Raw genomic sequence first — 23,287 nt, forward strand, 5'->3', positions numbered from 1 at the left:
TCTTCAACAAAATTTTTTACCTCATGTATGCGGAGTAAGGATGTCATTTTTTTCTGGGATAGGATTAGGCCTAAGCTTAATTATTGCAATTGGCGCTCAAAATATTTGGGTATTAAGCCAAAGCATGGCAGGCGCTAACCGCTTAGCAGTCGCAGGCGTTTGTATTTTGTGTGATGTCAGTTTGATTTTGTTGGGCGTGTTCGCCGCCAAACAAATTAGCGATAGCTTGCCCGCAATCGTGCCTTTTTTGAAATGGGGAGGCATTGCTATGCTCTTGTATCTTGCCTTTGATGCGTTTAAACGCGCTTGGCAAGGTTCGTCAGGTTTATCCGTGAAGCACGAAAATAAGCAAGCATGGCAGAAAACAGCGATGACCGCTTTTGCAATTAGCCTGCTCAACCCTCATGTTTATCTAGACACTGTGGTATTGCTTGGCAATATTGGAGCCTTACAACCCGACCCGATGCTTTTTGCGATCGGCGCATGTGTGGCATCGGTTTTGTGGTTTAGCAGTTTATCCCTATTTGCGCCCGCATTAAGCCGAGTCCTTAGTTCACCATTAAAGTGGAGAGTATTTGATGTGGTGATCGGGCTGATTCTTTGTAGTATTGCCGTAAAGCTCTACTTTATTACTGCATAAACAAAGCAAAAAATAGTTGAGTTATTCGACCTTTGAAATGGCAAACTTTTCCAAGGTCTCTAATTCAACTTCTTTCAAAGCGGTGATATTAGTGGCCTCTAAATCCAACGGTGGCGCACAATCCATGACCAGTGCTTCTTTCCATCTCGACACGCACAGGCACCAGCGGTCGCCTGCTTTGAGGCCGTTAAAGTGATAACGAGGGTTGGGTGTGACTAAATCATTGCCTCTGGCAAGTGAGTAGTCTAAGAACTCTTGGGTGACGATTGCACACACACTGTGATTGCCTAAATCACTTTCGGGAACATAACAAAAGCCTTCTCGTGTAAAGCCAGTATTGCCACAGCATAGCTTTAAAGGCTTGCCGTAGACATTGCGTTGATTTGGCATGTTAATCTTTCCCTATTGAATTTCGTATAGTGTAGTAAGTATTTATTGCCATAGTATAAAGTTAATCTGATGTTGGATAAAAGCAAGTTAAGTGTACTAGAGACAAAACAGAGTAAAGGAAACTTTTCGGCCGACGAAATTGCTCGCTTCGATGCGCTCGCCGATTCGTGGTGGGATCCGAACGGAAAGTACAAAACCGCGTTGCTGTTTAACCAAGCGCGCATTAGCTTTTTTATCCCACAAATATGCAAACACTTCGGCCGAGAGCCCGATTCAGCGTTTCCGCTAAGAGGTCTACGAATATTAGATGTAGGCAGCGGAGGAGGGCTAGTCTGCGAGCCTTTAGCATCAGCTGGTGCACAAGTAGTGGGAATTGATGCCAGCCAAATAAGTGTTGAGGTGGCACGTCGCCATGCGGCAACCTCTGCCTTAAATATTGAATATAGGCATGAGCTTTCAAGCACCACGGCAAGTAAAGGTGGGCAATTTGATGTTGTCATTAATGCAGAAGTGGTTGAACACGTGCCCGATCAATCCGCGTTGATTAAAGAGTGTTGTGATCTAGTCAACCCAGGGGGCTTTTTAGTATTGGCAACGCTAAATAGGACTATCAAATCATGGATTATCGCAATCTTTGGCGCTGAGTATGTCATGCGCTATCTACCAAAAGGCACGCATGATTGGAAAATGTTTGTCACTCCTAACGAACTCAATCAAATGGCATCGACAAACGGTGTCACTCAAACAGCTGAATCGGGTATGAAATACAACCCATTTAAGGGTGAGTGGCGATTATCAAATGATACTTCAGTGAATTATATTCAGTGTTATAAAAAATGATGATTCGCCAGCTTTAAAAGCTGTTTCACGCTTTGTGTATCTACAATTAAACATCATTCAACAAGTCATGACTAAACTTAGATACATCATGCCCACCATGCAGGAATATTTAACCGTTGGAAAAACCTTAAGCACTAAGAAACCAAAGAAAAAAGTCTAAACACCTCGATAGCAGAATAGATTAAATCTGACTTACATAAACCTTAGAATGTGATCGCTTGGTTTGACATAACCATCAACAAAAAGGGCGTAAAACCAATCATTCCTATCATCATTAGAACCGTCAATAGACACAATGCGGAGCTTGCAGAGTATTTCACTGCCTTAGTGCCCTTTTCTTCAGCATAGAAAAATAGCTGCAGCATCATTAAGGGCAATAAAAAACAGCCAAATGTCCAAATATAGAAAAATGGGTCGCCAAAGGCTGGTTTCATGCCTAACACATTACCCGTTATTAAGTAGCTAAAAACACCCACTCTTAAAATCCATTGTGCGTTTGACACTAAAAATAGCCGTAATGCCCACTTTCGGTGGCTAGCAATATCTCGTTTAACTGCGTTACGCACGGTAAAATATGTGAAAGCCAGTATTAGAAAGCCGTTGATAGTGGTGCCGACACCTGACAAATCAATAGGTTCTGGGTCACGTATCCACACCAAATAGAAGCCCGAAATAGCTAAACAAAATACGGTGGTAAGATAAATATAACCATTAATTCGATGAAACCTAGGGTAAGTGTTTCGAATCATAGGTATTAGCTGCAGTGCACCTCCAAAGGCTACAAAACCAGCACCAATAGCATGGGCGGCGAAAGCCAGATTGCCCGAGAAATCCCCTGCGTGATAAGGGGTGCTGCCCAAAGGCTCCCAGCGATTCCAAGCTTGCATATTGTCGTTGATCACTGAAAATCCATAAAAAGCCATTATGTAATAGAAGAAAAACCACTGACCAACCAAAGTAGTCACAAACCAAAACATACTTGCAAATTTTAAGGTTTGGTTGGCAAGCTTGTTAGGTATCACTTTTTGTATCGTTGCTTTTGAACTGTTGTTTGTTGCTGAAGAAGCTGAAACATCAGCATAATCATTACCCATTGTGGAGTTCTCCATATACTTCAATAGAGCGGAGTATCAGATAAAGACTGTCGTAATTCGTCCAAATGGGCCTATTCGTACGGATTCTTTTTAGTTTTTTTAAAAATTGAGCTTTTTTTATGGAAAAGGTTTATCGTCATTAGAAAACAAAAGCTAAGGACCTTGAAAGGTGGTCTCACTCAACTTGCCGAATCGAGCATGAAGTACAATCCATTAAAGGCTGAGTGGCGATTATCAAAAGGTACTTCATTGAATTATATTTAATGTTATAAAAAATGATGATTCGCTAGCTTTGAAAAGCTGTTTTACGCTTTTAGCACCCAAGTTTAAACATGACTCAATTTGTCATGACAACAGATAGACACAAGGCGCTTGAAACAATGAAGATTTACGATACTAAAACCGCTCCGACCCCTCGCAGAGTGCGCATATTTTTGGCTGAAAAAGGCATTGATATGGAATATGTGCAAGTCGATTTGCAGTCAGGCCAAAATCTATCCAAAGAAATGAGGGCGAAAAACCCCTTGGGTAAAATCCCAATTTTAGAACTTGATGGCGGTACCTGTATCAGCGAAAGCGATGCGATTTGTCAGTATTTCGAAGCGCTGCAACCTGAGCCCACTTTGTTTGGTGAAACGCCTTTGGAAAAAGGGACCATCGCAATGTGGCAACGTCAGGTCGAGTTTGCTTTATTTATGCAAGTCGGCATGTGTTTTCAGCATACCACTGGGTATTTTAAAGATCGTATGAAGCCAATTAAAGAATATGGGATCGAAGCGGGTATCAATGCGTCTAAGTTCTTACGAGTCTTAGATAGGCGACTTCAAAACTCCGAGTTTATAGCAGGTGATCAATTTTCAATTGCTGATATTACTGCGGTTTGTGCGATCGACTTTGCGCGTGTAATTGATGTGCGTATTGGTGAAGATCAAACGGCTTTGCAGGCTTGGTATGAGCGGCAGAATTTGCGGCCTAGTATGAAGGCTTAGGGTTGCGTTAAAATTTACAGCAGTGTTAAGTACGTAGAAGTTTGAAAAGCTGGGGTCATCCGAACTGTCGACACGTATATCGAGAACACTCGCAAAAAATTCAAAGAAATCTCGCCAAGTTTCCAGTGTATTCAAGCCGTCTATTGTGTTGGCCATCGATTAGTGGGGGATAATAAATAGTCCCATCCTCATAATTTCCTCAACTTGTGTTTGTACCCTGTTCTTTATAATTGAAACTCGTCAGTAAGTTTGTTGCTTTGTTTGAATACCAAGCAATCCTCATGCTTTCTGCTCATCTTGAAATTACGATAAAAACAAAAGTATTAAGGACATTCTTATGCTCAGACACCTTCTATTAATAATTATCTGCTATGCACCGTTCAGCGCATCGGCAAGCATTATTTTTGATTTTGAATTGGACTCTTTAAGCGGCATTCGAATAGGCATTGATAGTTCAGATACTTTCAGTTTTGAATTTGCAGACAGTACTGATTTTTCCGACGTGGGTTGGAACGATATTCTCTCCGTCACGTATGCTTTCGACAGTGTAGGTACGGGTTCTATCACAAGCTTTGTTTACACTGCCACAGATGTGAGCAACGAGTTACTAGCTACCTTTTTTTCCTTTGAACAATTAAGCAATGAAGCGTGGCAAATGGATATTTTGATTGGTTTAACGGGCATCAATGAAGTGCTTAGTTTTACGTCAAGTGATCAAAGTACTGCGCTCTTGTTTGGGCAGGGTGACTTTTTGGGTAATTCATCTCCAATATCATTCATCCTTGAAACTGAATCTGCGAGTGCTTTCATTATTGGCTTAGGAGGAGCATTTACACTAACGGGGCTATCCTCAGCTAACTCAATCTCAGAGCCTTCTTTAATTTTATTTTTTGCTTTCATTGTGATCGTTTTGGCTAGACGAGCACGGCTGGGAATATGTGATAAATACATATTACCTTTGAATTTAAGGAGTTTGACGTCAATCTGAACGTGATGACTAGGAACTTTTATTGCTGGAATGTTTACTTCTTCTGATGACGATGAACTCAAGGGTGCAGCCAGGCCTTAAGAAAAGCAGATATCTATTAGTTTTACAGTTAAGAATAACGAGTTGGTTTAACCCCTGTCCCTGCCCACTATGAATATCGCTTATTGCACTAAAGCAGGGACTATTTAACTAATCAAACAAAGGGCAAAGTCCGTGCCTCAATCAACCAGAGCCTGATAAACTAAGTTTCTCAAATCATCGTGGTAACGGTGAAAACCAATCGGCACAAATTGAGACATCCCCAGGATAATCATGTTTTCTTTTGGATCGATGCGTACGTAAGTTGATGCCATACCGCCCCATCCGAAGTTGCCTTCTGACCCCATGAATTTAAGCTGACCTTCATCAACTGTAACTGAAACCGCTAGACCATAGCCTTCGCCAGCTGCGCCGGGTTCAAAAGGAACCAGGTGTTTTGGCATATGGTTGGTGCGCATGTATTCAACGGTTTTGCGTCCTAAGATGCGAGTACCATTGACTTCACCGCCATTTAACAACATTTGTGCAAAGGTTAAGTAATCATCCATGGTTGATACTAGACCGCCGCCGCCATTATGAACTTGTGGATCGCTTTGATAATCTCCAAGTGCGCCCACTGGTCTAACGACGGTTTGGCCTTTGTCGCCGACTGTATAAATCTGCTTTAAACGATCGCGTTTGTCTGCGGTGACATAAAATCCAGTGTCATTCATCTTAAGTGGCTCAAAAATCACTTCTTGCATGTATTCACCCAGCTTCTTACCGCTTAGTTTTTCAACCAAAAAGCCGATGATGTCGGTGTTGACGCCGTAGTGCCATTTTTCGCCTGGCTGGTGGTTTAGTGGTAGTTTTGCGATTGCATCGAGCATTTCGTCTGCGGTTTTAAAGTTGGCTGTTGCAAACATTTGTTGATAAAGCTTATCAACTGGACTTTGTGAGAATCCATAGCTCAAACCAGCAGTATGCATAAACAAATCGATGATTCGAATGGGCTGTTTTTGCTTTTCGGTAACTATATTGTCACCTTCGCCACTTACATAAACCTGTAAGTCTTTAAGTTGTGGCAAGTACATGTCGATTGGATCATTCATGTGAAACTTGCCTTCTTCCCACAATGTGAGCGCTGCAACAGCAGTGACAGGTTTAGTCATTGAATAAATACGGAAAATCGTGTCGCGACTCAACGGAATATTCTTTTCACGATCTTGTTGACCTTGTGCTGCAAAGTGAACGACTTGACCATTGCGAGCAACCAAAGTGCTGATGCCGACTAGTTTTTGTTGGTCGATATACTCTTGCATCCTGTCATTGATGCGCGTTAATCGCTCACTTGATAAACCTTGCTTGACTGTTGGATTACCAAGGTTTTCTTTTGGAGGCGTCGTTGCGTTACACGCGGTCAAAAAGACCATTAAGCTCAGTGCTACTAGGTTTTTCATATTTAAACTCTTTCTGTCGTTAGTTGTAGTGAGTGTATTCTCTTCACGAGTATAAGCAAGTACGTTACAAGTTTGTTAACGGTTGTTAAATGCTTGAAAAACATTAAATATATGATTTTATGTGATAAATACGACTTATCATAAATATCCATAATTTACCTTTAAGTTTGTTTATTGACTGTTTATTTTTGTCGAAGCTTTGCTTTGTGATTAGACAGATTAATTTCGATAGCTAATTACTTTCTATTGATTTAAGTGAATTGCTAATCATATCGTGTCGCTCTATCGTTAATGCTTATGAAAATCGAAGGGTTAGCTTATGCCAAACAGTTCAGCAACGAATGACTTTGTGACCACGCTAGACGTGGAGGTTCCAGAAGAAGGAAAGTGGCAAGAGGTCGCTCAAGGCATTTTTTGGATACGCATGCCATTGCCGTTCGATTTAAATCATATTAATTTATATCTTCTTAAAGACGGTGATGCTTTTACCTTGATTGATACCGGAATCGGTACGTCTGCGACCAAGGATTGCTGGGAAAGTCTAATCGAGCGTTACAACATTAAGCTAAAGCAAGTTATTGTGACGCACATGCATCCTGATCATATTGGGCTGGCTGGTTGGCTAACTGAGCGCTTTCAAGTGCCCTTGTTAATGACTTATGCCGAATACTTTACTGCGCGCGCGATTGTCGCTGGTGGACAAGGCGCTGATAATTGGCAAGACAAAGTTTATTTACAACGCGCAGGCTTTGATGAGGAGTATATTGAGAAAAACACGCAGTCTAAAAACGGTATTCGCAAAGTGGTTTCGCCCATTCCGCTTAGCTATTTTAGGCTTCAACATGACAGTGAAGTCAAAATCGGCGATGACACTTGGAAAGTAATGGTCGGTCGAGGCCATTCACCTGAGCATGCTTGTCTTTATTGTGAGTCTAGGCAGATTTTGATTTCGGGTGATCATGTGTTGCCGCAAATCTCTCCAAATATTGGCGTATACAACACTGAACCCGAGGGTAATACGCTCAAGCTGTATTTAGAAACCTTACCGCAGTTCTTAACGTTGCCACAAAATACATTGGTCTTACCTTCGCATAAGCAACCTATTTATGGCTTACATAATCGGGTAAATGAATTGCTTGCACATCATCATGAGCACCTTGAAAATCTACTTGATTTTTGCCAAGAGCCACGCAATTTAGTGCAGTGTTTACCGATACTATTTAAGCGAGAATTAAACGAACACAATATGTTTTTCGCAGTGGCCGAATGCCTATCTCATTTGAATTACTTGATGTACGAAAACAAAATTAAACGAACGCTTGAAAATAAACAGTATCGTTATCAAGCGATTATCACTTAAGCCTAATAATTTGTGCGAGATAGCCGATAACCTACCTGAGAAGAGAGGGTAACCAGGTAGTAAAAAAGTGAAGTTTAAAGTACTAGTCATAGAATCTGATTCTGAGGCTTTGCGAGTACTTAAAAGAGTCATTGGCAAAGCTGGCTTTGATGTAGTAGTCGCAAATACGCTGATTGAAGCAAAACATATATTTGAGCATTCGACACCCGAAGAATACCTTTGTGCAGTCGTCGATTACGTTCTACCCGATGCGTTACACGGCCAAGCCATTGATTTCGCTCTGAACGCTTATATACCGGCTATTGTCATTACCAACCAGACTGACGAAGATATCCGTAAAGATATTTTACGCAGGGAAATTGTGGACTATATCCCAAAGCAGAACGCACAAATTTATGAATATTTGTCTCGTTTGCTGGAGCGTTTGGAAAAAAATCATCAAGTTGGAGTACTGGTCGTTGACTCCTCTAGACGCAACCGTAATTCAATTGCTCCCCTTTTGAAACGACACAATTTTACAGTTTATGAGACAAATACCGCAGATAATGTTCAGGATTTGTTGTACCAACACAACAACATCAAGCTGGTCATTGTTGATGAAGATTTACCAGAGATGCAGGGAACTGAAATCGTCGCAGATATTAGGCGAAGTTTCAATAAAAGCGAAGTGAGCATTATTGGGGTATCAAGTGGTCGCAAAACAGCTTTACTCGCTAGGTTTTTGAAAAGTGGGGCAAACGATTATTTAACCCGGCCATATTGCCATGAAGAGTTTTTCTGTCGGATTATGCAAAACATTGAACACATTGAGCAAATCGATGTGATCAGAGAAACTGCTAACAAAGACTATTTAACTGGTTTATCGAATCGTCGTCATTTTTTCAATCAGGTAGAGGCCTCTATGAAACGAGGAATTGAGCAAATGAGTCTTGCCTTGTTAGATTTAGACCATTTTAAACAGGTTAATGATAACTTCGGTCACGACTATGGTGACATGGTGTTAAAAGAAACGGCAAAATTACTAAACAAGAAACTATCAAACAAGATCTATCCCGAGTTTAAGGTTTCTCGATTTGGTGGCGAAGAGTTTTGTGTATTCATGCCCAATACTAGTTTGGAGAAAGCTGTGCAAATAATGGATGACTTTAGAGATGTATTATCTCAAAAGGCATTTAAGATGAAAAAGAAGTCATTGAATTGTACGGTAAGTATCGGTGTAACTGATGTTTATAAACGAAACATTGAATCAATGTTAACGGTAGCCGATCAGAATTTGTACGCAGCAAAAACAGCAGGAAGAAATCGAGTACTTGCCAATTAAGCATTACTCGATTATTAATGTTGTTTATTTACTTTTTGCAAAACTAGAGAGCTAACAAGAAATTTAATCCACCATTGATAGCGGCAACCTGAGCTTCTCGGCAATTATCAGCGTCAGTCTTGGCGCTGTCTGGGTAAACTTCAGTCGTTGTTACGTATGGCGCATCGGTTACCCCCGCACACAAAAATAATGGTTTTTTGTCGTAGCAAATAACACCGTCTGAGACAATGTCGGCACCTATTATTTGACCGTTTTTGTCTGGTGGCGCAATATGCGTGATTTTTTCCACCGACGCAATTATGGCTTTTTGAAATTCAATTTGTGGTTTTGGCGTATCTGCGACAGTGTAAAAGCCATCTGGAATTCCCCAATCACTAAATTCAACGCCATCTCTTGCCGCAAGTGCAGGTCGAAACTCACTGTCATCTGTATCTGTGGTCTCATGTAGATCAAAATGAGCTAAGAAATCTACATCCAATGATTCAATGAACTCTATGAATAAAGCCGACTCTGGAGCAGGACTATTAGCATAAAACGAGCGATTTGGGTCAATGGCTTCTGGGTTCCAACGATTGATTGTTTCGTAGCCCCATGGGCTCACACACGGCACAATCACTATATTAAAATGTTCGTTGTATTGATTAGCATGATTAAGAAGGAAATCAATTGCTCCTTGCACACCACTCGTTTCATACCCGTGAACACCACCACTGACTAATACAGTAGGTTTATTTGTATCCCATTTTGAAGATTTAAATGCGTATAGCGGGTAGCGCATCGCATCGAAAGGCAATGCACCATATTTAACCTTGGCAAAGCCGACAATGTCTTCTTCGATTCTGCTGAGTACCTCTTGTGCATAGCTGCGCTTGACACTCTGTGATTCGAGCCATTGCTTTTTGTGAACATCCTGCCACGGCTGACCTGCAATCCCAATTGGATAGTTTTGCATTGTGCTTTCCTAATTATTGCTCAGAGGCTATTAACGATACTTCACTACTGTAACTCATCGATATTGAATTGTTCAATTTGAAAAGCGTTTCAAAATCTTTCAAAGCATACGAAATACGTCTAACTAGTTTACAGCCAGACGTCTTTCGATGAGTTCTTTGGTCATTTGGGTTTGAAGTTTTTCGGTAATCGGGTAGAGCATAATTAACCCTGCCGCCAAAAAACCGAATATCGCAGGAATAAAGCTCATTAGTTGTACCATGCCGGGAAGAGATGCCTCTATGGTTGATGGGTCCATACCTTGATAACCGTAACTGGCTAAGACGACCAAAACTAACGCACCAGCGAAGCCTCCACCTGTCTTTTGTACAAATGTGCCGGCCGAATAGAATAGGCCTGTTGCTCTGCGGCCATTTTTCCACTCTGAGTAGTCTGCAGCGTCGCCAAGCATAGAAAAAAACAAGGTAGGTAACATTGCGGCAAAGAATTCGGCGCTGCACCCGATGACAAACACCATTGTTATATCACCTGCAGGAATCCAATAAAATCCACAAGTTATGATACTCGTCGCCAATAGCGCAATAATAAATAAGTTCTTGCGACCAAATTTGTCGGCTAAATAGCTAGTGCAAAGCGCACCTAGAATAGAAACAATGAGCAGCCCTATAAAGTACTGCCCTGCCATGACTTCATCACCGATAAAATATTTAAAGTAATAAGCAATGACACCGTACTTAATACCATTAAACATCATTGTCAAAAAGCCAATACCAATTAATATCAACCATGGCTTATTGGTCACTAGATCAAGCATATCACGCTGTGTGGCAGACACTTCTTTATCGCTTTTAATCGCTCTGTTTATTAAATAAAGCACAGTGGCAATCACCACAACAAACAATACACCAGTCGCTAGGTTTCTATAGTAAAAGAATAAGGTAATACTGATCAGTGGAATCGTGATAATCGGCAGTTGTTTAGTTAGATCCCAAAGTTCTTCTTTTAAGGTACCAGTTTGTTTGGCGGGTGCTTCGATTCGCTCTTTCGTGCTGTAGAAAGTAATGATCATTAATAAAAATAGCAGAGCGGCAAAAAGATACATCGTGTACTGATATCCAATTGCATCGTCGCCAGCGCCGAAGTACTTTACTAGACTGGGTAAAAAGCCCATGACCAAAAGGCCACCTAGAAAGGCACCCGCAAACCGAAAGCCTGATAAACTAGTTCTTTCTTTATCATCATCAGTCATGACACCCATAAGCGCGGAATAGGGTACATTATTCACCGTATAAGCTAAGGTAAGACCAATATAAGTTACGTAAGCCCAAACTAGCTTCGCTGAGTCGCTAATATCGGGTGTGGTAAAACTCAACACCATGAACAAACACAAAAAGGGCGTCGACCATAATATCCAAGGCCTAAATTTGCCCCATGGCGTATTTGTCCTATCTGCAATCATACCCATGATAATGTCGGTTACACCATCAGATAAGCGCACGACTAAAAACAATAGGGCTGCTGATGTTGCTGCAATACCAAAGGTATCTGTATAAAAAACAGCAAGATAAGCAAGTGCTCCACGCCAAACTAGATTGGCGGCAGCATCGCCCATGGCGTAACCGACTTTTTCATAAAAGGGGAGTTTTATCATTAGAATTATTCGCTTCTTTGAGCAAGCATTTGTTTATATGCGATACCACTTTGCTTTAATGTACGCACTTGAGTGTCATAATCAACATAAACCAATCCAAAGCGTTTAAGGTAGCCTTCAGCCCACTCAAAATTATCCATTAGGCTCCAGGCAAAATAACCGTCAACTCTAACACCCGCTTCAATGGCGTTGTTTACTGCGTTTAAGTGTTGGTCATAATATTCGAGCCTGTCGAGATCCTGGACTTCACCGTCGATTAGCTCATCAGCCATCGCTGCGCCGTTTTCAGTGATGTAAATTGGTGGTAAGTTGTATAGCTTGTTCATGCGCACTAAAAGGTCGGTCAGCGCCTTTGGATATATTTCCCATCCAATATCTGTGCGAGGATATAAATGTTCATGTTCGGTAAAAAACTCACCTTCTACGGTTGGAGCAGAATAGGTCAAACGTGTATAAAAGTTGATGCCTAAATAATCCATGGGTTGACCGATGATTTCTAGGTCGCCTTCGTGGATTTCAGGTCTTTGCTTAGCCGGCAGTAAGTCAATAATTTCTGGGTAGGCTTTATGCATGAGAGGTTTGATATACCACTGATTAGTATATTGATCGGCGAGGTCAGTGGCTTGTAAGTCGGCATCGCTTTGACTAACTGGGTAACAAGGTGTGAAATTTAATACGATACCATTAAGCGTGTCTGGGCTATTTTTTTGCAGCACTTGCATGCCTAATCCATGCGCTAATAAGATGTGGTGAGCTGCTTTTCTTCCGAATTCCTTACTTGCTTTGCCTGGTGCATGTACACCGATTTCGTACCCTAAGAAAGCCGAGCAAAACGGTTCGTTAAAGGTCGCATAAGAGTGTACGCGATTTCCAAAAGCCTGGGTTATCAGATTTGCATAATTAGCAAATTCATATGCAGTTTGACGATTTAGCCAACCGCCCTGATCTTCTAAGTATTGTGGTAAATCCCAATGATAGAGCGTGACAAAGGGTTTGATACCTTTTTCATTAAGTCTGTCTAGCAACGCGATGTAAAAGTCTACGCCGTCTTGGTTAACGTTACCATCTTTAGTCATGACTCTTGGCCATGAAACTGAAAAGCGATAAGCATCAACGCCAATACTCTCAATCAGGTTTATATCTTCTTCCCATTTGTTGAAATGGTCACACGCCGTCAGTCCATTCGATGCGTCGGCTATTTTACCTGGAGTAGCGCAAAAAGTATCCCAGATACATGGAAGACGGGAGTCTGCGCCGCCCTCTATTTGAAAAGAGGCAGTTGCAACGCCATACAAAAATGATTTCTTTTGCATAGGAGAGTGAGCAGGTAACGATAGTTTTTTCATCAGAGAGTCTTTTAAATAACAGGTTTTGCGCAGTCCAAGCCAGTTACTGATATGCATACACTGCAGCGCTTAATTTCATCATTATGTAGTTTATAACACGTTGTTTACATAAAATGAAAGCGCTTTCTTTTATTCTGCTAAATTTCGTAAGTTAGTCACTGTATCCGCTTCGTGGGCGGGCTTGTCCCAGCGAATTCGATGTACTCTAGGAAATCTTAATGCCAAACCTGATTTATGTCGCTTCGAAAGATGCACAGAATCAAAAGCTAGTTCAAACACCAGTTCTTTTTTAACTTCTTTCACAGGACCAAAACGCCCTACGGTATTTTGACGAATCCACTTGTCTATTTCCTTTAGTTCAACATCGGTAAAGCCCGAATAGGCTTTGCCTACCGGCAGTAAGCTCTCACCTTGCCAGCAACCAAATGTATAGTCTGAGTAGAACGAGGAACGCTTTCCGTGTCCGCGTTGGGCGTACATCATCACCGCATCAATAAGCAGCGGATCACGCTTCCATTTAAACCACTGATTTTTCGGGCGACCAGCAATATAGAGACTATCATTGCGTTTAAGCATCAGACCTTCAATATAGCCACCGTGTTGTTGACTAGCTCGTTCTCTCAATGCTTTGGCTTCCTCCGCGCTGTCAATACCAAACGTTTGCGAAAGCATCAGCTTATCTGCATTAACAGACTCAAACCATTTATTCAGTTTACTTTGACGGACAACTAAAGAGTGTGCACGTAGATCTTCATTTCCGATTTTCAAAGCATCGTATAACATTATGCCAACTGGGCATTCATTCATTAACTTCTTACTTGGTCTTTTCTTGTTCAGGCGCTGTTGCAACTGATTGAAACTCGCTATTTTATATGTCTTACTTTCTTGTTTTTCTTTATTCGTTTGCAAAGCAAGTAATTCACCATCGAAAACACCTGCACAAGTGTCCTCATCAAATGAAACTAGCAAATCTGGAAAGCTGTGACTGATGTCATCTCCAGTGCGGCTGAACAGGGCTTTGCCTTTTTTAGTGATCACCAGTTGAACGCGAATCCCATCAAACTTCCATTCAGCGGTCCAGTTTTTGATGTCTAAGCAATCAAGGGTAGACTCATCTATAGGGTGAGACAGCATAACGGGTTGAAAGGTAATGCTCTGTGATACGTCAGGCTTGTCGGCATTTCCTTCAAGCCAATCAAACAGGCTATCATAGGGCGGCTTGACACCATGCCAAAGGCGTTCTAGTTCTTCGACACTGTATTGCTCTTTTGCGGTTTGCTCGCTGATGCCGCGTGAAACCGCGTGCTCTTGGCCGTACTCAGCCAGTATTTTTTTGACGAACTGCGCTGACACACCGATGCGTAAGCCTCTTGTACCAAGTTTAATCAAAGCCCAGCGCTGAGCAGCATTGAGTTGATTTAATAGTGTGATTAGAAACGGCTCAATCTCTTTTTTGGGTAAGCTTTGAAATTGAGCAATCAACTCATTTAAGCTGAGAATTTCCTCGAATTCAGCGATTGGATCATCATCTTGAGCTTGCCACAAGTGGGCGACCGTTTCGCTCATCTCGCCAACGTAGTCATAGCTTAAGTCAAATAAAATCGGATCAACGCGCTTTGTGATGAGATCTTTGATTGTTTTTCGTTTAAAAAACTCAAGTTGTAATGTGCCTGCAATCGCGGCGATTGCCCAGCCTCTATCTGTAGGGGCTGCAACTGATAAATATTGTTTGATAAGTGCAGCTTTGGCTAAATTACTGCTCGTGAAATATAACTGGTCGACGAGTTTAGCAAAGTCGATCATTAGCCTGTTTCCTCTTCTTCATAACCCACAAGCGATAACGCCTTAGCCTTGTAACCCATACTTTGAGCTTGATGAACAAGGGCTTCTTCGCGGCCATGCGTTACCCATACCTCGGAGGGATTGACCTGCGAAATCGTCTGCAATAGTTCTGGCCAATCACAATGATCAGAAATGATGATCGGCAGTTCAGCGCGACGCTGTTTTGAGCGCGCTCTTATTTGCATCCAACCGCTCGCCATCGCGGTCATCACTTCTGGGAGCTTGCGAGACCACCTGTCACTCAGTGCAGACGGTGGAGCAAGTACTATTTCACCTGCTAGTGATTTTAAATCAGTCACTTCAGATACGGGAATAAGCTCGCCTAGAGCAACCCCGTATGATTGATATAAGTTGCATAAATTAATTAGCGCGCCGTGCACATAAATGGCCTTTTGATAGCCAAGCTCCCGCAGGGCTATGATCACGCGCTGACATTTGCCCAGCGCATAAACGCCAACAAGATGGCACCTATTTGGAAATAACATCAGTGATTGAAGTAACTTGTTTACTTCGTCATTGATAGGAGGATGTTTAAACACGGGCAGGCCAAAGGTGGCTTCAGTGATAAACACATTACACGGTGTCACTTCAAATTCAGGGCATGTCGGATCATAGGAACGTTTGTAGTCACCTGATATCACTAAACGCTGGCCTTGATGCTCTATCACTATTTGGGCAGAGCCTAAAATGTGCCCAGCCGGGACAAATTTAAATTCACCCTGATTGAGTGTTTTCGACTGATGGTAATCCAATTCGTGTTGCTGCTCGGCATGGTCATCACCGTAACGAATGCGCATGATTGCCATGGTTTGCGGTGTTGCGAAAACTTCGTGATGACCTGGTCGCGCATGGTCGGCATGCCCATGAGTAATGATTGCTCGTTGAACAGGCATCAAAGGGTCGATGTATGCATCGAGTGCTTTACAAAATAAACCTTGAGGTCGTGTTTCGATCCAGTGTTCGGGGTGCATGTGTTTTTCTACAAGATAATTTCGAATTTTTACGCCTGATTTAATTTGCTGGGTCAAAATTGTGTAGAAGTAAGTTTAAAAAAGCATTTTTCTAGACACATTTACTTTCGTTTTGAAAAGCTTTTCGCACAAAAATAGACAGTTTGTTTCAGCGGTTAACACATGAATTTACTTGTTACATTCTGGCGAGAAATTAAACACTTTTTTCATAAACTTTATGGTTTATTTAAACGACAAAGCATATGAAAGGCACATAAAAGTATGTTGCTTGGTCTTTGTAAATACACACACAAGAGACATTTAATTGTTTATTAAACCCGAAAGGAAATAATTATGAAAAAATTAGCAAAAAGCCTAAACCTAACTATTGCATCAACTTTACTTGTAGTTGCGGGTAGCAGTATCAATCTTGCAAATGCACAACCTATCGAGCGAGAGTCAAAGTTGGTTAAAGTATGTGAGGCAGTTCAAAGTGATAATACTTCGAAGCTGAAGCGAGCGGTAAAAAATGTAGGTTATTCATACTCAGCGATTGCAAATGGCTTGGTTTGTAACGGTCAGCCTGTATTGGAGTTCGCAGTAGCAAACGGTTCAAATGAAGTCGCTGAAAAACTCGCGCGCAGAACCAACAAAGCGTTGCCAGATCTTGTCGCTAGCGTTGAATAAGCAGTGACGAAACAATGTGCTACCCGAATTGATAATAATTTGCGGGTAGCACCTTACTACTTGCCAAACATGAAAGTGTAGGGGATATGTAACCTGTTTCGCCACGCATCTTCATTGTGGCCCGCACCGTCGTCTTTATACGTCATCCAGTCTTTAGCAGTATACCCACGCTTTTCCATCATTTTGTCTACTTGCACTTGGTACACTTCGTAGTATTGATCGATCTCGGCTGTACCAAAGTCATAATAAATTTTGTGTTTACCTGCACTTGGAAGCATTTTTTCCATGTACGCTAAAATCGTGTCGCCAATCGGTGTTTTTTCTTCAGGTGTCCAACCAGGATAATGTGTTGATACACATGCAGCCATGCCAAATTCTGCTGGGTATTCGCTTATCGCATACATTGAAATGAGCCCGCCCATACTTGAACCCATAATAGCGGTGTCTTCAAGTTTGGTGCTGACGGCATAGTTTTTTTCGATAAATGGTTTTAATTCCTCTACCAAAAATTTTAAGTAGTTGTCTCCGATAAACTGAATCTCTAAAAATGCTTGCGGAATTGCCTCGGCGTTTTTTACTTCGTTTGCAAATAATTGTGCTTTTGCAGGAAAATATTCGAAGTATCTTGTTTCATCTATATTATCGATTGCTACAACGATAAACGGCCTGATTTTATCTTGTGAAATGAGTGCTGAGGCTACTTCATCAACTCCCCACTCTTGGTTGTTCCAGGTCACGGCAGCATCAAACAGCATGTTTCCATCGTGCATATAAAGTACTGGGTAACGTTGATTTGCATTGTATCCATCCGGTGTCCAAACGTGCACATTGCGTGGCTGAATATACTCAGAGGCAAAGTCAGTATAGGTTTTGATGTTACCTGCTGATATATCTTTTGGCGCGGGTCGTGCGTGTAGATTGAAAGAGCTCAGAGTGGCGATTATTAATGTAACTGCTAGTAACTGAATGATTTTCATAAAAACATGCCTTGTAAACAGTTTGTTAAGCTTCAGATATTTCTGCCATTTTAGCCAGTGGTTTAATCATGAATTCGTATGCATTTTATACAGTTTAGAAATTTCAGCTTATGCTTCGTGTTCGGTAATGAGCCTATGCCTTGCTATTTTCGTAGCACATTAATAAAAAACACCAGTGAATAAATGATAAAAGAGCCAACAAAGCGAGCCGTCATTCCCGCCAATTTTAAAGCTTGGTTTGCTGAACGTGGTTGGTCGGTGCGTGAGTATCAAAAACAAATGATTAGGGCGTTTGCGAATCAACGTTCTAGTTTGTTGATTGCACCCACGGGAGCGGGTAAAACTTTGTCTGGTTTTCTGCCAAGCCTTATCGATTTGGCGAGCCTTTATAAGCAAGGTAAACAAGCTAAAAAGATTGGCTTGCATACTTTATACATATCACCACTTAAAGCTTTGACTGCCGATATTCATCGCAATCTCAATCAACCGATTGAAGACATGCAGTTACCCATAACAGTAGCTTCAAGAACGGGAGACACAACGGCTTATCAGCGTCAAAAACAACGCACTAATCCGCCCAATATTTTATTAACAACACCAGAATCACTCATGTTAATGCTGAGTTACACGGATGCTCCGACGATTTTTGGCAAACTTAAGACAGTGATAGTGGATGAAGCGCATAGTTTTGCTCATTCAAAACGAGGCGATTTTACGACCTTGGCATTGGCACGCCTAAGGGCTATCAAAGCGAATACATCAAGCCTTAAATCGACAAACAAAGGACAACCCAGTTCCTTTATTAGATTCGGGTTGTCTGCCACTGTAGCAGAACCAGAGGTGTTAGCTGCTTGGTTGGGGGATAGTGATGAACCTTGCGATATTGTGGTCGCTAAATCTAAAGTAAAGCCTCGGGTTAAAATCCTTACCAATAAAAAACACATTCCTTTTGGTGGCTACATGGCGAAATATGCCATCAAAGAAATCTACGCTGCGATTGAACAAGCTAACACCAGCCTAGTATTTGTGAATACAAGAGCGCAAGCAGAGCTGATATTTCAAGCCTTATGGGAAGAGAATAAAGCGGTGTTACCGATTGCGATTTACCATGGGTCACTTAGTAAAGAACAGCGTGCAAAAACCGAAGCCATGATGGCCAAAGGCGCATTGAAAGCCATCGTCGCTACCTCGGCATTAGAATTAGGAATCGATTGGGGCGACATTGATCTGGTTATCCAAGTCGGTGCACCCAAGGGCGTCAGTCGTTTATTGCAAAGAATTGGTCGCTCTAATCACCGTATGGATGAGCCTTCCAACGCATTACTAGTACCCGCCAATAGGTTTGAAGCACTTGAGTGTTTGTCTGCTATGCAGGCCATCAAAAAAGGTGAATTAGACGGTGAACCCGCAATGGCAGGGGCATTGGATATCTTGCCTCAATTCATCCTAAATTGTTTGTGCAGTCAATCTGCTTGTTTAGAGGATATCTATCAGCAAGTACTCGATGCAACGCCTTATAGCGGTCTGGACAAAACCACATTTGAAAAGCTTTGGTACTTTACTCAAGACGGCGGGTATGCCTTGCAAGCATATGAGCGCTATAACCGACTGACAAAAAATGAAGATGGGACGTATTCACCTGCATCAAAAAGGGTGATCATGCGGCATCGACAAAATATCGGCACTATCGTTGAAGCAGGACGCCTAAAAGTCAAACGCATCAGAAAAGCACACACCGGTAAGATCATCGGCGAGGTCGAAGAGTATTTTGCGCAACAACTCGTCAAAGGCGATACCTTCTACTTTGCCGGCGAAGTACTTCGCTTTGAAGGCATCAAAGATATGATGGTCGAAGCAAAACCAGGAAAAGCAAAAGAACCCAAAATCCCGTCTTATGTCGGTGGTCAGATGCCTTTATCAACATACTTGGCAGACGGTGTGCGCATGTTACTTAACGAACCCGATAAATGGCGTGCGTTGCCCAAACTGGTCAGAGACTGGCTTGAGCTGCAAAAAGACTTTTCGATGCTGCCCAAACCCAATCGAGTACTCATCGAACAGTTCCCATTTAGAGGGGCACAAGTATGTTTGATGTATACGTTTGAAGGACGAAAAGCTAACCAAACACTCGGCATGCTCGCCACCCGACGAATGGAGAAAATGGGCTTAAAGCCTTTGAGTTTTTCGATCACCGATTATGGCTTGTCTATTTCATCCATCGAGCCTGTACAACAGCAGCATGTTGCACAAATATTTCACCCAGATATTTTAGGTGACGAGCTTGAGAATTGGATGCTAGAAGCCCCCATGCTCAAACGTTCATTTCGACGAGTGGCAGTGGTAAGCGGTTTAATTGAGCAGCAATATCACAGCACCAAAAAGACCATGCGCCAAGTTACCTTCTCTACCGATTTAATCTATGACACATTAAGAGAGTACGATCCCGATCACGTGCTATTGCAAGTCACACGTGAAGACGCAGAAAGAGAGTTGTTAGACCTTCAACGACTGGCCGACACACTCATTCGCTTTGTTGGTTGCTATGATTTTATCGCCTTGGAAAAAGCCTCGCCGATGGCGCTCCCTATCGTACTAGATGTGCGCAGTGAACAAGTAATAGGCGCAGGCGCGCAGGCGTTGCTAGAACAAGCTAATCTTTATCAAGAAGCTGAAAATATGATGGAAGATATTAGGGCTTTACTTGAAGGTTCTTAATTGAATTAGCTTTGCCAATTGAAATGAAAATGTTGAATGTTCAAATGCGCAGGCAGTAGTCCTTACCCATTTTATCAGGCGTGTACTTCATGGATGAAGTGCTTCGAGCCTGCCCAGGGATGGGCGCTTAGGCGATCCTGATAAAATGGGTAAGGGCTACTGCCGTAAGCATTTGATGCGATGTTAAAACTTCACCCTTCTCATTAACCCCAAGAATGCCGATAATGCCTAAATTGATATTTTCACAGATACGGGGCAGTGATCAGAGCCGTGAATATCGGTGTGAATATCAGCCTCTTCAACCATCGAGCTCATGTTCTTAGATGCCAAGAAATAATCTATCCTCCACCCTACGTTGCGCTCGCGTGCACCTGCTCGATAGCTCCACCAAGAGTATTTAACATCTTCAGGATGCAATGCCCTAAATGTATCGACGTAGCCAGCCTTGATATAGTTGTCGATGCCATCGATTTCTTCTTGCATATAACCGGCGCTTTTATTGTAGTTTTGCTTAGGGCGGGCAAGGTCGATATCTTTGTGAGCAACGTTTAAATCACCACAAACGAGTACCGGTTTTTTAGCTTCAAGTGCGCGTAGATAGTCTAAAAACGCTTTATCCCATTCTTGTCGGTAGGGTAGCCGTTTGAGTGTATTACTTGAATTTGGTGTATAGACAGTGACCAAAATAAACGCATCGTATTCAGCTGCGATCACGCGGCCTTCTTGATCATGTTCTTCGATACCTAGGCCATATGTAACCGACAAGGGCTTTGCACGACTGAGTATCGCGGTGCCCGAATAACCTTTTTTTACTGCTGAGTGAGACATCAAGTGAAAGCCGTCAATGTCGCCAATCGCTTCAGCAACTTGATCACACTGGGCCTTGGTTTCTTGAAAGCACATAATGTCGGCATTTAATTTTTCAAAAGAGTTCGCAAATTCCTTTTTGAGCACGGCGCGAATGCCGTTAACGTTCCAAGATACTATTCGCATTTAATTTCCTATCAACTTCGCTAGGTAAGCATAAATTTTAAATCAGTTAATCCTAATGCTATCGCGTTGTTGTCTTTTTGTCTTGGCTTGTGCAACAAATCACCAAGTTGGTTTAGATACCCCTTTGCGCGTAATCAGCCTCTTTATTTCTGCGCGTTGGGTATCTGTCCCCGAAGTTTCGCAATTCATTAATGGCGCTTTGCCAGTCTTGCGAACAAACGCAACGCCAAAAGGTTGGGCATTTTGACTGAACACTGCCGTATTGAAATTCGACAGAGGCAATAACCGTTTGCCAAACAGCGGGGAGATTCCTAAACGCAATATTGGTAGCGTCTTCGTAACGCCTCATGAGTTTATTGATAAGCGCGCCTTTTACAGAGTAATTAATCACATCAGCTTGGGCATCTGTAATTATCAAGGGATTGCGCGATACAAAGTCAGCCGCTTCAAGACCTTTAAGGCCCATATAAGGCCTCAGTAATGCTACCAACTCGTCGTCAAACCCCAGCTGATACAAATCATTGGTATCTCGCGCGCCAAGGTCAAATCCAATTGCGACAGTCACGCCGCTTTGACTATTTTTAGCATCCGGTACGTAACCTTGATTAATGCTACCGCCTTCAAACTCACTGATAAAATCGAAGTCTATTTCACTGCCGCCAGTATTTGGTGAAGTCATAAAGATGGTCCTGGTGTTGTTGGTGGAAGCTCATTGTCACCCTGATATTGATAACTTGGGTCACGTTGTTTGTTATTGAATTGTCCCATTGGAGGTTCGTCGGTGAATAACTCACGTGATTCTCGTCGCAAGCATGCAGCGATTAATGTCTGTTGTTCTTGAGTGGCTGGCGTGACTTCATCAATGATGTTGTTTATTTTGCCTTCTTCTAAGCCTAAATAATTTGCAATCATCGTGACAGTGATCCCCGTTTCTTCAATTGCTTGACGTAGGCGAACACCCCACCGCAGATTATCACCTTCAACCGTGAAGAACTTTGTGCCAACTGACTCCATGCGGGCATACGCTCGCTCAGATAATAGACCTGATATGATCCCTACAAATGACAAAAAGAAGGGGCTAAGTGATGAAGATCCCCCGCCAGAACTGATAGTTAATTGCCCTGCTTTGAAGAACACAAAAATAATAAAAGCACTCACACTGCCCACGAGTGGTAAAAAGAGCGTTCTTCGGATGCCCAAATCAGTGTCTCGCCTTATATACAACCAAGTCATCGTCACCAAGCTGCCTAAGGTACCCATGACCATGGTTAATTGAAGTACAAGTATTTCTCGAGGTTGTTGTAAAAAGCTTAATGCGTTTAGCTCATCCATAAATTCAACAGTGGTAAATAAGTCTTGAAAGGGTGTTTGTTCCCTTATGCGCTTAATTTCCTCAATATCTTTCATTTCCTGTTCACTTTCAAAGTTACTTAGTTGCTGGTTTATTTGAATGTACATTTGATCGGCAGTTTCGACATAGAAACTGTAGTCTTGAATGACCGTGCAGATTTCAGAGTTGACTGGCTGCTTGCTTGTGGGCTGACTTGAAGAACGGCTACATGACTCGCGTACTTTATTGATCAGAGAGTGGTAATAATTCTCAGGTTCTTCTTCAATCAACTGATCGGAAATAATCTTTGCTTTAATTGCTTGGTCGAAAATATCATCCCACAGCCTTTGAATCTCTACCTCTAGTAGATCGACCTCTTCATACATGCTTTGGTCATTTCTAGGATTCCGCTTTTGGATTATTTCGATTTTGCGTTCAAATTCACTTTTAGAGCTTATAACTTGGTCAAACGTACCGCCCTCTGGTGCAGCTTCAAGTGCATCTCTGAGCTGAAGTGAACCCAAAGAGCCTATCATTATGTAACCTACCCAAACGTATAAGAAAAAAAGCCACAAGCCTTGCGCTGTTGATAAAACAGCCTGCCATGTGCGTTGAGAGAGTTGCTTGATAGTAGGCATGTGTGCAGTCCGTGTCAGGTCGTATCGTGTTTAAATAAGTATTTGATGTTTTTTTCTACAGTGGCTACTTTGCGAGCTATTGTCAACTTTAATATTTGTCGTATAGT

The 23,287-nt window shown here is 42.1% G+C and carries 20 protein-coding genes; 8 read left to right on the forward strand and 12 right to left on the reverse strand.

Annotated elements, in window-relative coordinates; all coding sequences use genetic code 11:
* Nucleotides 1-40 precede the first annotated feature (40 nt).
* Nucleotides 41-640, forward strand: a complete 600-nt coding sequence (locus tag KUL10_RS11440; protein WP_110429072.1) for a LysE/ArgO family amino acid transporter — start codon at nucleotides 41-43, stop codon at nucleotides 638-640.
* A 21-nt stretch (nucleotides 641-661) separates the two neighbouring features.
* On the opposite strand, the gene KUL10_RS11445 is transcribed toward KUL10_RS11440, so the two are convergent.
* On the reverse strand, nucleotides 662-1,030 hold the full coding sequence (locus KUL10_RS11445; RefSeq protein ID WP_110429073.1) for a DUF2237 family protein: 369 nt from the start codon (nucleotides 1,028-1,030) through the stop codon (nucleotides 662-664).
* 69 nt (nucleotides 1,031-1,099) lie between these two features.
* Here KUL10_RS11445 and ubiG point away from each other — a divergent pair, with 69 nt between their 5' ends.
* Nucleotides 1,100-1,870, forward strand: coding sequence for a bifunctional 2-polyprenyl-6-hydroxyphenol methylase/3-demethylubiquinol 3-O-methyltransferase UbiG (ubiG, locus tag KUL10_RS11450; RefSeq protein WP_110429074.1), 771 nt, complete (start codon nucleotides 1,100-1,102; stop codon nucleotides 1,868-1,870).
* Between the two features lie 203 nt (nucleotides 1,871-2,073).
* Here ubiG and KUL10_RS11455 read toward each other — a convergent pair whose 3' ends face one another.
* Nucleotides 2,074-2,964 carry a DUF2306 domain-containing protein gene (locus tag KUL10_RS11455; RefSeq protein ID WP_110429075.1) on the reverse strand — a complete coding sequence of 297 codons (891 nt, stop codon included), beginning with the start codon at nucleotides 2,962-2,964 and terminating at the stop codon, nucleotides 2,074-2,076.
* A 380-nt stretch (nucleotides 2,965-3,344) separates the two neighbouring features.
* On the opposite strand from KUL10_RS11455, the gene KUL10_RS11460 reads away from it, so the two are divergent.
* Both KUL10_RS11460 and KUL10_RS11470 read left to right on the forward strand, forming a co-directional pair.
* A complete protein-coding gene (locus KUL10_RS11460; protein ID WP_110429076.1) occupies nucleotides 3,345-3,953 on the forward strand; it encodes a glutathione S-transferase family protein in 609 nt (202 codons plus the stop codon).
* A 337-nt stretch (nucleotides 3,954-4,290) separates the two neighbouring features.
* Entirely contained in the window at nucleotides 4,291-4,941 is a 651-nt protein-coding gene (locus KUL10_RS11470) for a hypothetical protein (RefSeq protein WP_110429077.1), read from the forward strand.
* 218 nt (nucleotides 4,942-5,159) lie between these two features.
* Here KUL10_RS11470 and KUL10_RS11475 read toward each other — a convergent pair whose 3' ends face one another.
* Entirely contained in the window at nucleotides 5,160-6,419 is a 1,260-nt protein-coding gene (locus KUL10_RS11475) for a serine hydrolase (protein ID WP_110429078.1), read from the reverse strand.
* A 319-nt stretch (nucleotides 6,420-6,738) separates the two neighbouring features.
* Here KUL10_RS11475 and KUL10_RS11480 point away from each other — a divergent pair, with 319 nt between their 5' ends.
* Complete coding sequence (locus KUL10_RS11480; RefSeq protein WP_110429079.1) at nucleotides 6,739-7,779, forward strand: MBL fold metallo-hydrolase; 1,041 nt, start codon at nucleotides 6,739-6,741, stop codon at nucleotides 7,777-7,779.
* A 67-nt stretch (nucleotides 7,780-7,846) separates the two neighbouring features.
* Nucleotides 7,847-9,100 carry a diguanylate cyclase gene (locus tag KUL10_RS11485; RefSeq protein ID WP_110429080.1) on the forward strand — a complete coding sequence of 418 codons (1,254 nt, stop codon included), beginning with the start codon at nucleotides 7,847-7,849 and terminating at the stop codon, nucleotides 9,098-9,100.
* Between the two features lie 43 nt (nucleotides 9,101-9,143).
* Here the strand turns inward: KUL10_RS11485 and KUL10_RS11490 are convergent, their stop codons facing one another.
* From KUL10_RS11490 to KUL10_RS11510, 5 genes are all read right to left on the reverse strand, one after another.
* Entirely contained in the window at nucleotides 9,144-10,052 is a 909-nt protein-coding gene (locus KUL10_RS11490) for a M14 family metallocarboxypeptidase (protein ID WP_110429081.1), read from the reverse strand.
* Nucleotides 10,053-10,175: 123 nt separating this feature from the next.
* Complete coding sequence (locus KUL10_RS11495) at nucleotides 10,176-11,702, reverse strand: MFS transporter (protein WP_110429082.1); 1,527 nt, start codon at nucleotides 11,700-11,702, stop codon at nucleotides 10,176-10,178.
* 5 nt (nucleotides 11,703-11,707) lie between these two features.
* Entirely contained in the window at nucleotides 11,708-13,048 is a 1,341-nt protein-coding gene (locus tag KUL10_RS11500) for a GH1 family beta-glucosidase (protein WP_199509226.1), read from the reverse strand.
* 129 nt (nucleotides 13,049-13,177) lie between these two features.
* A complete protein-coding gene (locus KUL10_RS11505) occupies nucleotides 13,178-14,851 on the reverse strand; it encodes a cisplatin damage response ATP-dependent DNA ligase (RefSeq protein WP_110429083.1) in 1,674 nt (557 codons plus the stop codon).
* Nucleotides 14,851-15,861 (reverse strand): ligase-associated DNA damage response exonuclease, encoded by a 1,011-nt coding sequence (locus tag KUL10_RS11510; protein WP_110429084.1) that lies wholly within the window; start codon nucleotides 15,859-15,861, stop codon nucleotides 14,851-14,853. Before KUL10_RS11510 ends, KUL10_RS11505 begins: the two co-directional genes overlap by 1 nt.
* 333 nt (nucleotides 15,862-16,194) lie before the next feature.
* Between KUL10_RS11510 and KUL10_RS11515 the strand changes: the two genes are divergently transcribed.
* Nucleotides 16,195-16,527 carry a DUF3718 domain-containing protein gene (locus tag KUL10_RS11515; RefSeq protein WP_110429085.1) on the forward strand — a complete coding sequence of 111 codons (333 nt, stop codon included), beginning with the start codon at nucleotides 16,195-16,197 and terminating at the stop codon, nucleotides 16,525-16,527.
* A 56-nt stretch (nucleotides 16,528-16,583) separates the two neighbouring features.
* Here the strand turns inward: KUL10_RS11515 and KUL10_RS11520 are convergent, their stop codons facing one another.
* Nucleotides 16,584-17,504, reverse strand: a complete 921-nt coding sequence (locus tag KUL10_RS11520) for an alpha/beta hydrolase (RefSeq protein ID WP_233499796.1) — start codon at nucleotides 17,502-17,504, stop codon at nucleotides 16,584-16,586.
* 183 nt (nucleotides 17,505-17,687) lie between these two features.
* Between KUL10_RS11520 and KUL10_RS11525 the strand changes: the two genes are divergently transcribed.
* Nucleotides 17,688-20,219, forward strand: coding sequence for a ligase-associated DNA damage response DEXH box helicase (locus KUL10_RS11525; RefSeq protein ID WP_110429086.1), 2,532 nt, complete (start codon nucleotides 17,688-17,690; stop codon nucleotides 20,217-20,219).
* Between the two features lie 228 nt (nucleotides 20,220-20,447).
* Here KUL10_RS11525 and KUL10_RS11530 read toward each other — a convergent pair whose 3' ends face one another.
* The 3 genes from KUL10_RS11530 to KUL10_RS11540 all read right to left on the reverse strand — a co-directional run bounded on the left by KUL10_RS11530 (nucleotide 20,448) and on the right by KUL10_RS11540 (nucleotide 23,180).
* Nucleotides 20,448-21,212 carry an exodeoxyribonuclease III gene (locus KUL10_RS11530; protein ID WP_110429087.1) on the reverse strand — a complete coding sequence of 255 codons (765 nt, stop codon included), beginning with the start codon at nucleotides 21,210-21,212 and terminating at the stop codon, nucleotides 20,448-20,450.
* 112 nt (nucleotides 21,213-21,324) lie between these two features.
* The gene (locus tag KUL10_RS11535; protein ID WP_110429088.1) at nucleotides 21,325-21,891 is read right to left on the reverse strand and encodes a pesticin C-terminus-like muramidase; all 567 of its coding nucleotides are present in this window, start codon (nucleotides 21,889-21,891) and stop codon (nucleotides 21,325-21,327) included.
* Nucleotides 21,888-23,180: a hypothetical protein gene (locus tag KUL10_RS11540; protein ID WP_110429089.1), complete on the reverse strand. Its 1,293-nt coding sequence runs from the start codon at nucleotides 23,178-23,180 to the stop codon at nucleotides 21,888-21,890. Before KUL10_RS11540 ends, KUL10_RS11535 begins: the two co-directional genes overlap by 4 nt.
* Between the last annotated feature and the right edge of the window lie 107 nt (nucleotides 23,181-23,287).

Origin of the sequence: Glaciecola sp. KUL10 (genome assembly GCF_003203515.1) — a bacterium.
GTDB lineage: Bacteria > Pseudomonadota > Gammaproteobacteria > Enterobacterales > Alteromonadaceae > Glaciecola.